13 protein-coding genes are annotated in these 13,447 nt (G+C 36.4%); 3 read left to right on the plus strand and 10 right to left on the minus strand.

Annotated features, from left to right (window positions below; translation table 11 throughout):
- Nucleotides 1-3: 3 nt before the first annotated feature.
- The 8 genes from MG292_RS02185 to MG292_RS02220 form a co-directional block, all read right to left on the minus strand.
- On the minus strand, nt 4-747 hold the full coding sequence (locus MG292_RS02185) for a tetratricopeptide repeat protein (protein ID WP_264534329.1): 744 nt from the start codon (nt 745-747) through the stop codon (nt 4-6).
- 41 nt (nt 748-788) lie between these two features.
- Nucleotides 789-2,546 carry a BatD family protein gene (locus MG292_RS02190; RefSeq protein WP_264534328.1) on the minus strand — a complete coding sequence of 586 codons (1,758 nt, stop codon included), beginning with the start codon at nt 2,544-2,546 and terminating at the stop codon, nt 789-791.
- 34 nt (nt 2,547-2,580) lie between these two features.
- Nucleotides 2,581-3,354 carry a tetratricopeptide repeat protein gene (locus MG292_RS02195; protein WP_264534327.1) on the minus strand — a complete coding sequence of 258 codons (774 nt, stop codon included), beginning with the start codon at nt 3,352-3,354 and terminating at the stop codon, nt 2,581-2,583.
- Between the two features lies 1 nt (nt 3,355).
- A complete protein-coding gene (locus tag MG292_RS02200; protein WP_264534326.1) occupies nt 3,356-4,390 on the minus strand; it encodes a VWA domain-containing protein in 1,035 nt (344 codons plus the stop codon).
- A 128-nt stretch (nt 4,391-4,518) separates the two neighbouring features.
- Complete coding sequence (locus tag MG292_RS02205; RefSeq protein WP_264534325.1) at nt 4,519-5,520, minus strand: vWA domain-containing protein; 1,002 nt, start codon at nt 5,518-5,520, stop codon at nt 4,519-4,521.
- A complete protein-coding gene (locus MG292_RS02210) occupies nt 5,520-7,145 on the minus strand; it encodes a hypothetical protein (protein WP_264534324.1) in 1,626 nt (541 codons plus the stop codon). Before MG292_RS02210 ends, MG292_RS02205 begins: the two co-directional genes overlap by 1 nt.
- A 21-nt stretch (nt 7,146-7,166) precedes the next feature.
- On the minus strand, nt 7,167-8,030 hold the full coding sequence (locus MG292_RS02215) for a DUF58 domain-containing protein (RefSeq protein ID WP_264534323.1): 864 nt from the start codon (nt 8,028-8,030) through the stop codon (nt 7,167-7,169).
- A gap of 51 nt (nt 8,031-8,081) precedes the next feature.
- Complete coding sequence (locus MG292_RS02220; protein ID WP_264534322.1) at nt 8,082-9,086, minus strand: AAA family ATPase; 1,005 nt, start codon at nt 9,084-9,086, stop codon at nt 8,082-8,084.
- A 212-nt stretch (nt 9,087-9,298) separates the two neighbouring features.
- On the opposite strand from MG292_RS02220, the gene MG292_RS02225 reads away from it, so the two are divergent.
- The 3 genes from MG292_RS02225 to MG292_RS02235 are packed head-to-tail and all read left to right on the plus strand — an operon-like array spanning nt 9,299 to nt 11,680.
- Nucleotides 9,299-10,171: an aldo/keto reductase gene (locus MG292_RS02225; protein WP_264534321.1), complete on the plus strand. Its 873-nt coding sequence runs from the start codon at nt 9,299-9,301 to the stop codon at nt 10,169-10,171.
- A 15-nt stretch (nt 10,172-10,186) separates the two neighbouring features.
- Nucleotides 10,187-10,942 carry an SDR family NAD(P)-dependent oxidoreductase gene (locus MG292_RS02230; RefSeq protein ID WP_264534320.1) on the plus strand — a complete coding sequence of 252 codons (756 nt, stop codon included), beginning with the start codon at nt 10,187-10,189 and terminating at the stop codon, nt 10,940-10,942.
- A gap of 12 nt (nt 10,943-10,954) precedes the next feature.
- Complete coding sequence (locus MG292_RS02235) at nt 10,955-11,680, plus strand: metallophosphoesterase family protein (RefSeq protein WP_264534319.1); 726 nt, start codon at nt 10,955-10,957, stop codon at nt 11,678-11,680.
- A 2-nt stretch (nt 11,681-11,682) separates the two neighbouring features.
- On the opposite strand, the gene MG292_RS02240 is transcribed toward MG292_RS02235, so the two are convergent.
- The gene (locus MG292_RS02240; RefSeq protein ID WP_264534318.1) at nt 11,683-12,222 is read right to left on the minus strand and encodes a 3-hydroxyanthranilate 3,4-dioxygenase; all 540 of its coding nucleotides are present in this window, start codon (nt 12,220-12,222) and stop codon (nt 11,683-11,685) included.
- Nucleotides 12,223-12,262: 40 nt separating this feature from the next.
- Nucleotides 12,263-13,360 (minus strand): endonuclease/exonuclease/phosphatase family protein, encoded by a 1,098-nt coding sequence (locus tag MG292_RS02245; RefSeq protein WP_264534317.1) that lies wholly within the window; start codon nt 13,358-13,360, stop codon nt 12,263-12,265.
- Nucleotides 13,361-13,447: the final 87 nt, after the last annotated feature.

Genomic DNA, 13,447 nt, shown 5'->3' on the forward strand with positions numbered 1-13,447 from the left:
CCCTTATTTCACTTCTCTAATAGTTGCGGATTCAATCCAACCCTCAGTGCCGTCTGTCAATTGAATTTTTTTCCATTTGCCCAAGGTTTCTTCGACAAAAACTTTAGTCCCTTCGTGAACTACAAAAGTGGCAGGACTCGCTTTTTGAGGTTCGCTTTTCACCTCAGTTACTTCCGCAAAAACGATGGCTGGACGTTCGTCTACAAAATGATTTTTTTCAAAAATAGCCGCTCCCACACTAATTAACAGAAACAGAATCCATACAAACATTCCAAAAAAGAAAATGCGTTTTGAAACTGTGGCTGGAGAAAAATAATACCCAATAAAAAATCCTAAAAACAACAATCCAAAGACTACCGAAATCCACGCCCAAGTATTGTAATGACACATTTCCGTGAAATCACGAAGTAGTTTGGCAAAGCCTACTTTCGGCACTTCTTTTACCTCATCAATAGTTAATTTCTGCGCAAATTTCAAATTATTGGCAATATCAACATCTTCGGGATGTAGTACCAAAGCTTTCTCATAATTATAAATCGCTGGTGCTACTTTATTCAATTTGTAATAACAATTTCCTAAATTGAAATACAAGTCCGCTGATTGTTGGTGGTTATCCAACACGCTTTCATAAGCCTGAATGGCTTGTTGGTATTGCCCTTTTTGATACAAAACATTCCCTTTTTCAAATCCGCTTTGAGCGAATACAAAAGAAGTAATGAATAAAAATATATAAACTAAATGTTTCATTTTGTTTGAATTATCAATTGTTAATTTTGAATTATCAATTGTTATATTTGTTTTTCTAGTTCTGAAATAATCAACACTGCTTTATCAAAATCATTCTGAATAGACGTGCTTGAGGCGGGTGCATAACGAGCCAACTCACAATTTTCAGTTAAGGCAATAAAATCAGCAACCACTTCTGGATTGGCATTGCGAGACAATAATAATTCTTGAATATTATCTTTACTCATTTCCGAAGTTTCAATGTGTAATTTGGCTTTCAAGAAATTGTGCATCGCTTTTTCCAAAGCCACATAAAACGGCTCTTTGTTGTTGATTTGTTTTTTGGCTTCTGACAAATATTTTTTAGCCAATCGGTTGTTCATTCGGATTCGATTACCCGTCACATCTCCTGCTAAAGCTTCTTTTCTTCTTCTAAGAAGAACTACTATCGGCAGCGCAATAAATGGTAAGAACAACAATACATAATACCATAACGATCCAAAGAAATCTTGGCGTTGTAAAGGCTCTAATTTTGTTTTTAATTTGATGAATTTGAATTGTTCTGATTTTTCAATTTTGTTTTTATTCGCCCCTGTATTCGAAGCTACAGCATTTGTTACTGCTGGTCCATCCAATACATTAATTAGAATTTCGTTAGAACTTATTGTTTTGTATGTTCCTGAACTCAAATCAAAATAACTAAACTGCATCGGTTTAATTGGATATTTTCCTTTGTATTGCGGAACAATCGTGTAAGTATCCGAAATCTTTCCTGTCATTCCCGACAAACCTGTGTTAACTCCTTCTTTATGAACCGCATCATACATTTCGAGTGCATTAGGCGCTACGGGTTTGGGTAAATCAAACAGTTTCAGATTTCCTTTCCCACTTACACTCACCACTAAATCCAAACTTTCTCCGTTTTTTAGATTGGTTTTTGTTGGCGTTACTTTAAAATCAAAGTTCCCCACCGCTCCTGTAAAACCTTCTGGTTTACCCGCTTCAGGAAGTGCTTTTACATTGATTGTTTTGGTTCCGGCCGAAACACGTTTGTTACCTTCAGTAATTAGTACTCTACCAAACATATCCCTACGATTAGTTGGCAATTGTACATCGATATCTAACGCTAAAGGTTCTATTCTTAGTTTTCCTGATTTTTGAGGATACAATACCGTTTTTCGCAAGGTTACAAAGCGATAGCGTTGTCCTTTGAACATCCCTTCTTCGGCAACTAATTGTTTAATGTCAATGTTCTGACTCCAAAAATCATTGTATTTAGGTTTGTCCAATTCGCGCCAATTGGATATTCCAATATTGTAGCTGAAATACAATTTGTACACCACCGTAATCGGTTCGTTGATGTACGGATTGGTTTTAGAAATATCGGCTACAAGGTAAATGTTATTATCGGCTGAAATTTGAGGTGCGCTTGGGTCATTTGGATCTGCCTGCTGCTGTACTGGGTTAGTTACTGTAACTCTAACGGGCGCTGTTTTATACAATTGCCCATTAAATTCAATTACCGCTTGTCGAATGACCAAATTTCCTTTTTGTAAAGGCAATAAAAAATAAGAATATATTTTTTCAAAAGAACTTCGTCCGTTAATCCACGATTGACTGATTTGCTGACTTGGGCCTGCAATCACTCGGAAACCTTCAAAATTAGGCTGAACAAAATTATCTCCATCTACATTCATTATAAAATCTACTCGAAGTCTTTCGTTCAAACCGAGCGTGTTTCTGCTAACTTTTGCCTCAAATTGTACTTGAGCCAATAGTCCTTGAAAACTGATTAATAATAGCAGTATGTATTTTTTCATTGGTTATTAAAATGGTATTCTTATTTCAAATTACTTACCAATCTTTTTCTGTTTGGACTGGTTTTCCTTTTACTTTTTGAGCATTGACTTTATTCTGAACTTTCTTTTCTTCATTATTCACAGCATCCAACAAATTCTGAACGCGCTGCTGCGAAATTCCACCTGGATTGGGTTTTGGTTGTCCTTGATTTTTAGACGAATCATCTTTTTTATCCGACTTGTTTTTATCTTTATCTCCTTTGTCGTACTTTTTGTCTTTATTTTGGTCGCCTTTATCCTTGTTCTTATCTTTATTCTCTCCGTCTTTCTTGTCGTCCTTTTTATCTTTGTCTTTGTTCTTGTCCTTATTTTTATCTTTATTCTTATCGTCTTTTGGCGGATTGTCTTTCAGCATTTTTTTAGCCAAAGCATAGTTGTAACGCGTTTCTTCATCCTCAGGATTGTTGCGAAGCGCATTTTTATAAGCTTCGACCGCCTGTGAATAGTTTTTCTCTTTCATAAACACATTCCCCAAATTGTGAAAGGCTTTGTGTTTTTGCGAACGTGTTTTGATATTTTTTAATGCTTTAGCAAATGCCATTTTGGATTCCGAAAATTGGTTTTGACGGTAAATCGCATTTCCTAAATTGTACAAAGCTACCGTTCTTCTTGGGAATTTAGAATGTGAAATTCTATAATTGGCTTCGGCATCAGCATACTTTTTTGCTGCAAAGTCTTCATTTGCTTTGGGCAAAAGAGCATCTTTCTCTTGGGCTGTAATTGCCAAAGAAAACACGAGCAAAATAGATAGAAATACCTTTTTAATCATTTTATTGTTCCTTTTCATTAAACAAATTGAGTTGATTCACCCATTTAGTTTTGCGTTCCAATAGAAAAACATCTGCAAATAATAACAAAAATGCAAATCCTAAAAACCACTGAAATTGCGACTGGAAATCGGCCATTTGAGTCGCTTCAAATTCGGTTTTTTCAATATTATTCAGGGCGTTTTTCACGTAATCAATTACCTGTTTGGTGTTGGCACCATTCACATAGCCTCCTTTGGTAGCTTTAGCGATAGCGGTCAAACTTTCAGAATTCAATTTCGTAATTACCACTTCGTTGTTATTGTCCCTTTTCAAACCTTCTAAAACCCCATTGCGTCGTAACGGAATAGTTCCGCCATTTGGAGTTCCCACCCCTATTGTAATGATTTTAATGCCTAGTTTATTGGCTTCTTCCGCAGCGGCTTCGGCACCTTCTGAATGGTCTTCTCCATCGGAAACTAAAATCAATAATTTGCTCGTTTTTTTGTCATCAAAATACGTAGCCGACAATTTTATTGCTTCATCCAAAGACGTTCCTACAGACGAAACCATTTCGGTGTTCATACTTTGCAGAAACATTTTGGCTACACTATAATCGGTTGTAATGGGCAAAACTGGAAACGAACTGCCCGCATAAGCTACAATTCCAATTCTGTCGTTACCCAATTGATTGATAATTTGGGAAACCAACTGCTTACTCTTTTCCAAACGACTCGGCGCTACATCTTCGCACAGCATACTTTTAGAAACGTCTATGGCAAAAACAATGTCGATTCCTTCTCGTTTTACGGTTTCCATTTTAGTGCCAATTTTTGGATTGACCAAGCCTAAAATCAAACCTGTTAAAGCCAAAAGTAAGACTCCTAATTTTAAAATAGGTTTGAATACCGAACTATCTGGGCTCAACCGTTGCACCAATTCTAAGTCACCAAATTCACGTTGCTTTTTTCGCTTCCAATATTGATTGAAAAGAAAAACCAACACCAAAATTGGTAATAGGAAAAGTAAGTACAAATATTTTTTCTCGTCTAATTCCATTATTGAATTTCTCTTTTTAACCACTAAGTTCACTAAGTAATTACACTAAGTTTACTATTTTCTATGTTTTATATTCAAAATCTACTGTGTGCCCTGTGCGTTCCTTGTGGTCTTTGTGTTTAAATAATTTAAATAAATGATCGGTATACTGTATTTCGCAATCCAATTTCTAACAACAAAAACAAACCTGCTAACCAAACAAACGGGCGAAATTTCTCGTCATAATCATAAAATTTCAACTCCTGAATTTCAGTGGTTTCTAGTTTATTGATGGCTGCGTATATTTCTTCTAACTTAGAATTACTAGTTGCTCTGAAATATTTTCCGTCTGTTTTACGGGCAATATTTTTCATCAACTGTTCGTCAATTTCTACCTGCATCATACGGAATAAAAACTGTCCGTTGGGTGCAATCGCATACGGAAACTCTGCCATCCCGTTAGTTCCAATTCCAACCGTGTATACCTTGATTCCGTATTGTTTAGCAATATCCGAAGCCGTTTCGGGCTCAATAAATCCGGCGTTATTTACACCATCCGTTAACAGAATAATCACTTTGCTTTTGGCCTTGCTATCTTTCAAACGGTTGACGGCTGTTGCTAATCCCATTCCAATTCCCGTTCCATCTTGCAATACATTATCGTATTTAATGCTCCCAATAGCTTGTTGAATAATCGCTTTATCACTTGTTACAGGCGTTTTCGTATAGGCTTCTGAGGCATACACCACTAATCCGATTCTATCGTTAGGTCTTTCGTCAACAAAACTAGAAGCTACTTTTTTTAGCGCTTCCATTCGGTTGGGTTTCAAATCCTTGGCCAACATACTCCCAGAAACGTCAATCGCCATTACAATATCAATTCCTTTCGTAGTCTTTGTTTTGTTACTAACATCAACCGTTCTAGGTCTTGCCATAGCTACAATTAAAGCTGTTAATGCCAATAATCGAAATACTCCTAAAAAGGGATACAACTTCACAAAAAATGATTTAGAACCTGAGAACCCTGCCGTTGAACTTATCTTTAAAGTCGCCGTTTGTTGGTTTCTTTTCAAATACAACCAAGCACCTGCTGCTGGAATCAATAGCAACAACCAAAAAAATTCTGGATTTAAAAAGCTTATTTTTTCCATTAATTACCTACTTGTCTTAGTTCAACTGATTGTAACATTCGGTCTGCAATGGCGCTTCCGTATTGATCTCCTTCAGGATACACAATCATAATTTGTTGTAATCCTTGATTTTGTTTGAAGTATAAAATCTCATAATATACTTTTTCACTTGATTTAGTCAAAGGATTTAACATTGACATCGTTCCATAACCTTTCAACCCTTGTACACCACTTTCGGTTTCAAAATCTTCTTGTTTTACAATGATGTTTTGACCGCCTTGTGCTTCAATTATTTTTAAATTCCCTTCCATGGCTTTTGCCAAATCAATATCCGTTGGTTGTTTGAATTGACTTGTAGAAACCATAATGTAAAAACTATTCATCATGTCGCCATATTGAAATAATTGCATTTCTTTAATCAATGCCATGGTGTTTTTTGGCAACACTTTTTCGGCATCTACTCGTTGTAACACTTGAGGGGTTTCAATTAAAATTCCTGGATTTCCGTATTCACTTTTTACCCATTCTCCTTCTAATAATTCCTTGGTTTCACGACCAAAAATAGTATCGATAACATACCCAAATCCTCGAGTGGCGACAAAAAATCCAGTTACTACAACAACTAAAAGTACCACTGAAACAATCGCAGTACGAATTCGTTTGGCTTTCTTTTTCTTTAATTGCAATTGGATTTGGTGCTGTCTTTGTGCTTCGTTTAACAGCAAATCTTCCTCTTCAGGAACCTCAACAGGTATCGCTTTATCCAAAGTAAAAATAACTTTTTGAATCTTATTCCTGTCCTCGGTGATTTCGAAATCAAGCGGTTTAGATTTCGCAAACTTTACCAAATCGGCTTGTTTTAAAACGCGTTCTAAATTTTCAATTGTTTCTTGAGAAAGCGTCATTTTCTTTTTGACCGAAGCTGCTCTCAAAGCCGTAATCAGTTCCGAAGTGGTACTTTCCATCGCTGGAATTTCGATAGCTTCTTCAATATAATTTCGGGCAATATCAGTTAATTCGCTATAGTATTCCTTGATTTCGCCGTTTTGCCATAATTCTTTTTTCTCTAAAATGGTCAACAAAGACGTTGCTTTCTCAATGGGTGTTTTATAAACTTCTTCTTCAATAGATTTTTGTTGTTTTTTCTTAAGATACCAATACACCAAAGCGCCTACTCCTGTCAAAATAATAATCGCTAACAAGTATTTCCACCAATTGCCCCAATGACTTTCAGCAGCCACAATATCTTTGATATCGTACATTTTTTGTTGTAATGTATCTACTTTCACATTGGCTACCTCAACCAAAAGAGGATCGGATAAAAACGATTTTTTGTTAATCAAAATTGGCACTCTTGGAATCGTATATTTTCCAGAATCAAATTGAGTTAAGCCGTATTTTTTGATTAATTCATAGCGGTCGTTATTTCGAATCGTATCAATCGGATACGAACGAATCACCTCCAAGGCACCTATATTTTTTAAATTAGGAAAAACCACTCTTGCCGAAGTATCCACAGAAGCCTTCAATGTCAATTTGAACTCGGTACCAATTTTATTGCGTGTCGTGTCCAAAGCCGTTGTCACTTTTTGTGCAAAAAGTGTGGTTGAGATTAGAAAAAATACTATGTATACTATTCTTTTCATTTATGAATTTGGATACAATCTTTATCTCGATTTAAAATACCCTAATAATTTGGTTACATAACTTTCATCAACTCTGGTATTTACTACTCCAGAACCTGATTTACTAAAGGTTTCTTTAAAATACGCCACGCGATCGTGATAGTATTTTTCATAATCCATACGAACTGATTTAGAACCTGTATCTACTAATTGTACTGCTCCTGTTTCGGCGTCTAACATAGGCACCATTCCTAGATTCGGCATTTTTTCTTCGCGAATATCGTACACTCGAATTCCCGTAATGTCGTGTTTTTTAGAAGCAATTTTTAATGTTTGTTCGTATTCCTGTGTCATAAAATCAGAAATAACAAAAACAATGGCTTTCTTTTTCTGCGTTCCCGACAAGAATTTTAGGGCTTGCGCCAAATCGGTCTTGTTGCTTTTAGGTTCAAACTCGATGAGTTCGCGAATGATTCGCAACACATGCGATCGTCCTTTTTTGGGTGGAATGTACAATTCGATTTCATCTGAAAACAAAATCAATCCAATCTTATCGTTGTTTTGCGTTGCCGAAAAAGCCATCGTGGCGGCAATTTCAGTCACAATGTCTTTTTTAAACTGATTCTTGGAACCAAAACTCTCCGAACCCGAAATATCAACCATTAACATCATCGTCAATTCGCGTTCTTCTTCAAAAACCTTGACATGTGCCTCGTTATAACGCGCGGTTACATTCCAGTCAATGGCTCGGATATCGTCTCCATATTGGTATTGACGTACTTCGCTAAAAGTCATCCCGCGTCCCTTAAAAGACGTATGATATTCTCCCGAAAAGATATGATCACTCAATCTACGGGTTTTGATTTCTATTTTTCGGACTTTTTTGAGTAGGTCTTTTGTATCCATTTTTTTTACTGCCACAAAGGCGCAAAGTCACAAAGTTTGTATTTCTAAAATTTAAGGAACTTCAACTTCGTTTACGATTTTGTTGATGATATCAACAGAAGTGATGTTTTCGGCTTCTGCTTCATACGTAACGCCAATTCTATGACGCAATACATCATGAACTACGGCACGAACATCTTCTGGAATTACATACCCACGACGCTTGATGAAGGCATAACATTTAGCGGCATTCGCCAAATTGATGCTTCCACGTGGCGAAGAACCAAAACTAATCAACGGCTTCAAGTCGGCTAATTTGTATTTTTCGGGGTAACGCGTAGCGAAAATAATATCTAGAATATATTTCTCAATTTTCTCGTCCATATATACTTCACGAACGGCTTCTTGCGCGCGCAAAATTTGATCGATAGAAACCACTTGGTTTACTTTTTCAAAATTTCCATTTAGATTTTGACGAATAACCAATCGTTCTTCATCCATTTTTGGATAATCAATCACCGTTTTCAACATAAAACGATCGACTTGTGCTTCAGGCAAAGGATACGTCCCTTCTTGTTCAATTGGGTTTTGTGTTGCCAAAACCAAAAAGGGTTTGTCTAACTTAAAAGTAGTATCACCAATCGTTACTTGTTTTTCTTGCATTGCCTCTAACAGAGCCGATTGTACTTTGGCTGGTGCACGGTTAATCTCATCGGCTAAGACGAAATTGGCAAAAATAGGTCCCTTTTTGATTGAAAATTCATTTTGCTTGATGTTGTAAATCATCGTTCCCACTACATCGGCAGGCAATAAGTCTGGTGTAAATTGGATTCGGCTAAACGAACCTGCAACGGCTTGCGAAAGCGTATTAATCGCTAAGGTTTTAGCCAGTCCTGGAACCCCTTCTAATAGAATATGTCCTTGGCCCAAAAGCCCAATTAACAATCGTTCTACCATGTGCTTTTGACCCACAATTACCTTGTTCATTTCCATAGTAAGGAGATCAATAAAAGCACTTTCTCTTTCTATTTTCTCATTAATTGCTCTAATGTCTAAAGTCGCTGTATTCTCTTCCATTGTGATATTTTTTAAACCAATAGTATTACGGTTTTCTTTTGCGAGTGCAAATTGAATTTTTTTTTAGAAGTAAGATGTTAAAGAATGGTTAAAACTTCGGCAAAAAGCCTAATTTTAAGGACGAATTGTGATGAAATTTACCTATTTTTAAGAACTCGATTCAATTCGATTAAAAATACTAGATTTACAAATTAGAAATACTTTATAACACAATGAGTAAAACAGCTTTATCTCCTATTATTGCAGGAGCAATGAATTGGGGAATTTGGGACAAAAATCTCAATACCAAAGAAATGGATAATATCATTCATCTTTGTTTAGAGAACAAAATTACCACTTTTGATCATGCCGATATTTATGGCGATTATACTACCGAAGCCGATTTTGGAAAAGCTTTGGTTTCCAGTAAAATTGACCGAACTAAAATTCAATTGATTTCGAAGTGCGGTATCCAAATGGTAACCAAAAACCGAAATAATTCGATCAAACATTACGAATATTCGAAAGACTACATTATTTGGTCTGTGGAGAATTCATTGAAAAACTTAGCAACAGATTATTTAGACGTGCTTTTATTGCACCGCCCAAGCCCATTGATGCAAGCTGACGAGATTGCCGAAGCGGTAGCAAAATTAAAATCTGATGGAAAAATTGTAGATTTTGGTTTGTCTAATTTCACTGTTTCACAAACCGAATTGATTCGTCAAAAAACCGAAGTTAACTTCAATCAGATTCAGTTTTCAGCTTCACATCACGAGGCTATGTTGGATGGAAGTTTAGATTATATGCAAGTTCATGGTATTCGACCTATGTCTTGGAATCCACTGGGGAGTGTATTTAGAGAAGATAATGAGCAAACCCGACGCATGAAAAAATTATTGGCGCAATTAGTTTCGAAATATGGAGTAGGATCCGACACGATTTTATTGTCTTGGATTTTGCAACATCCTGCAAGAGTAATTCCAATTGCCGGAACGGTAAACGTAGCACGAATTCAAGCCCTGATGAAAGCTACCGAATTGCCTTTAGAAAAAGAAGATTGGTTTGCCATTTGGACTGAAAGTATGGGTAAAAATGTGCCTTAAAAAGTAAAATAAAAAATGAATAAAATAGCCTTAATAACTGGAGCTACTAGCGGAATTGGAAAAGCAACTGCCGTAATTTTAGCCAAAAATAACTACAAATTAGTGCTTTGTGGCCGTCGCCAAGATCGTTTGGATGAACTTGAACAGGAACTTTCTGAGTTCACATCTATACATACTTTACAGTTCGACGTTCGAGATAAAGAAGCTGTTTTTGAACAAATTGGTTCGTTGCCAGATGCTTTTTCTACAATTGATATTCTAATCAACAATGCGGGTAATGCACACGGTTTAGATCCCATTCAAACGGGAAGTCTAGACGATTGGGACGCTATGATAGATGGCAATATCAAAGGGCTGTTGTATGTTTCGAAAGCAATTATTCCACAAATGATTGAACGAAAATCAGGACATATCATCAACATTGGCTCCACCGCCGCCAAAGAAGTATACCCAAATGGGAATGTATATTGTGCTACCAAACACGCTGTAGATGCTTTGAACCAAGGAATGCGCATTGATTTAAATTCGTTTGGCATTCGCGTAGGCGCCATTCATCCAGGTATGGTCTCCACCGAATTTAGCAATATCCGTTTTAAAGGCGATGATGAAAAAGCGCAAAATGTGTACAAGGGTTTTCAACCTCTTGTTGCTGAAGACATTGCCGATATTATCCATTTTGTGGTATCTAGACCCTATCATGTAAATATTGCCGATTTGGTGGTAATGCCTACCGCTCAAGCCAATTCAGGAATTGTGAATCGTTCTTTGTAAACATAACCTTCTATGAGAACATTAGTTATTGGAGACATTCACGGTGGATTGCGTGCATTACATCAAATCTTGGAAAGAGCCAAATTTGGTCTAAATGACAAACTCATTTTTTTAGGGGATTATGTGGATGGCTGGAGCCAATCGCCAGAAGTAATTGATTTATTGATTTCAATGAAAGAAACACACAATGTTGTTTGTATTCGTGGCAATCATGATGATTTATTATTGGACTGGCTCAAACATGGAACTGACAATCCGCAATGGCACCAACACGGTGGAGAGGCAACTATTGCAGCTTATCAAAAACGAGATGAAAAAACGTTAGCATCCCATATCCGTTTCTTAGAAGCATTAGACGATTATCATCTTGACAACCAAAATAGATTGTTTATTCACGCCGGATTTACCAATATGAACGGTATTGATTTTGAATATTTTCCGAAACTTTTTTATTGGGACAGAACCCTTTGGGAAACCGCATTGGCCTTGGATAAAAACATGAAAACAACCGATATTGCTTATCCAAAACGCTTTACTTTATATAACGAAATCTTCATTGGCCACACACCTGTTTCAAGAATTGGAAAAACAACTCCTGTTCAAATGGCCAATATTTGGAATGTAGATACCGGAGCCGCTTTTAGAGGTCCATTAACCATTATGGATGTGGATTCTAAAGTCTTTTGGCAAAGTGAAAATTTAGACATTTTGTACCCTAACGAGAAAGGAAGAAATTAAAATTATTTCTTAGCTACAAATCTTGGATCAGATTCCATAACGGTACCACATTTAGAACATGTTCGTAAGGTTTCTGAACTATAAAAATGTTCAAAATGAGATAAAAAGTCTTTTTCAATATTGTGTAGTTCAAAATAGACTTCATGTAATTTGTGATTGCAATTTTCACAGTGCCAAAGCAATCCGTCTGTAAAACCTAATCCTGCTCTTTTGCGCTCGATAACTAAACCGATGGAGCCTTCTGAACGAACTGGTGAATGCGGAATTTTGGCTGGATTCAGATACATATCTCCTGCATTCAATTCCATCTCTTTGCGCTCCCCGTCTTCTTGAATGATGACTTTGATACTCCCTTCTAATTGGTAAAACAGCTCTTCTGTTTCATTGTAATGGTAATCTTTTCTGGCATTTGGTCCTGCCACAATCATCACGATATAATCGCCTGATTCAGTATATACATTTTTATTACCAACAGGCGGTTTCAATAAATGACGGTTTTCGTCAATCCATTGATTCAAGTTGAACGGTTTTGCAATAGCCATATTCTTAATTTAAAAGCGTAAAGTTACTAAATTAAGCGGGCTATTTTTTCTCTTTTATCAAATAAATGTAAACGGGAAAATGGTCGCTAAAGCCAATCTCGGTTACCGAATGCCTCAAAGGATACCCTTTGAACTGACCACTAGTTTGGACTAAAAAAGACTTGTTATAAATCCCTGCTTTCCAAAACTGAAAGCTAGAATAATCGGATTTCAATACCGATTCCGATACCATAATTTGGTCAAAAATATCCCAAGCATCGCGATGCGCAATAGTTCCCATTCCTTTCTTTTGCATTTCTTCGAAAGGATTGTACACCCCAAATTGTGGTACCTCAGCTTTTTTTGCTTTGGCACCCAAAGCTATTTTGATACTTTTATTATACGGACCGTCATTCAAATCGCCCATCGTAATGATTTTAGCATTCGGATTAATTTGCTGGAGCGAATCGATAATTTTTCTATTTAAAGTTCCTGCAGCCTCTCGAAAAGGACTTGAACGCTGTTCGCCACCCGAACGTGATGGCCAATGGTTGACAATTAAATGGATTTCCTCACCCTCTAAAAATCCCGAAACAAGAAGTTGGTCACGTGTGTATACTTGTTTATTTTTAGTACTAAACATAACCAGATCATCCGTATTTTCCTCTTTCTCGTTCTTAGATTTATATTCGTCTTGATAAACATACAACGGAATATTAGCATAGGATGTTGGCTGAAAAAATCGCTTTCTATAAAGTAAGGCAACATCAATCCCTCTTTTGTCTGGGGAATCAAAATGAATAATACCGTATTCTTTATCTGCCAACTTAGGTTGAAAAATTAAGTCTTCCAAAACGCCTCTGTTTTCAATTTCACATCCACCAATAAAAGTAGGCGCATCTGGATTTTCAGTACTGCCAATTTCAGATAAAACTCGAGACAGATTGTCTAATTTTTTTTGATATTTATCATAAGTCCAATGTTGAGACCCTTTGGGAGTCCAGTCTTCATCAAACGTATTGGGGTCGTTAATGGTGTCGAACAAATTCTCAAAATTGTAAAATGCAACGGTATGAATTCGGAATTTTTTAGATTGTCCAAACGTTTTTGGAAACAAAGACAATACTAACAAACAACAAAGAATGGGGCAAATTCTCATAAGGACAGGATTTAGGATACTTATTTTCAGGTCAAGTAAAACTAACAAATTGGAACTGAAATTAAAAATGATTTCGGATTTGTCTAT

The organism is Flavobacterium keumense, assembly GCF_029866485.1.
Classification (GTDB): Bacteria; Bacteroidota; Bacteroidia; order Flavobacteriales; family Flavobacteriaceae; genus Flavobacterium; species Flavobacterium keumense.

Coding starts and splice junctions, on each gene's coding strand:
- MG292_RS02185 (WP_264534329.1), bottom strand. CDS start 747: ATGAAACATTTAGTTTATATATTTTTATTCATTACTTCTTTTGTATTC.
- MG292_RS02190 (WP_264534328.1), bottom strand. CDS start 2,546: ATGAAAAAATACATACTGCTATTATTAATCAGTTTTCAAGGACTATTG.
- MG292_RS02195 (WP_264534327.1), bottom strand. CDS start 3,354: ATGATTAAAAAGGTATTTCTATCTATTTTGCTCGTGTTTTCTTTGGCA.
- MG292_RS02200 (WP_264534326.1), bottom strand. CDS start 4,390: ATGGAATTAGACGAGAAAAAATATTTGTACTTACTTTTCCTATTACCA.
- MG292_RS02205 (WP_264534325.1), bottom strand. CDS start 5,520: ATGGAAAAAATAAGCTTTTTAAATCCAGAATTTTTTTGGTTGTTGCTA.
- MG292_RS02210 (WP_264534324.1), bottom strand. CDS start 7,145: ATGAAAAGAATAGTATACATAGTATTTTTTCTAATCTCAACCACACTT.
- MG292_RS02215 (WP_264534323.1), bottom strand. CDS start 8,030: ATGGATACAAAAGACCTACTCAAAAAAGTCCGAAAAATAGAAATCAAA.
- MG292_RS02220 (WP_264534322.1), bottom strand. CDS start 9,086: ATGGAAGAGAATACAGCGACTTTAGACATTAGAGCAATTAATGAGAAA.
- MG292_RS02225 (WP_264534321.1), top strand. CDS start 9,299: ATGAGTAAAACAGCTTTATCTCCTATTATTGCAGGAGCAATGAATTGG.
- MG292_RS02230 (WP_264534320.1), top strand. CDS start 10,187: ATGAATAAAATAGCCTTAATAACTGGAGCTACTAGCGGAATTGGAAAA.
- MG292_RS02235 (WP_264534319.1), top strand. CDS start 10,955: ATGAGAACATTAGTTATTGGAGACATTCACGGTGGATTGCGTGCATTA.
- MG292_RS02240 (WP_264534318.1), bottom strand. CDS start 12,222: ATGGCTATTGCAAAACCGTTCAACTTGAATCAATGGATTGACGAAAAC.
- MG292_RS02245 (WP_264534317.1), bottom strand. CDS start 13,360: ATGAGAATTTGCCCCATTCTTTGTTGTTTGTTAGTATTGTCTTTGTTT.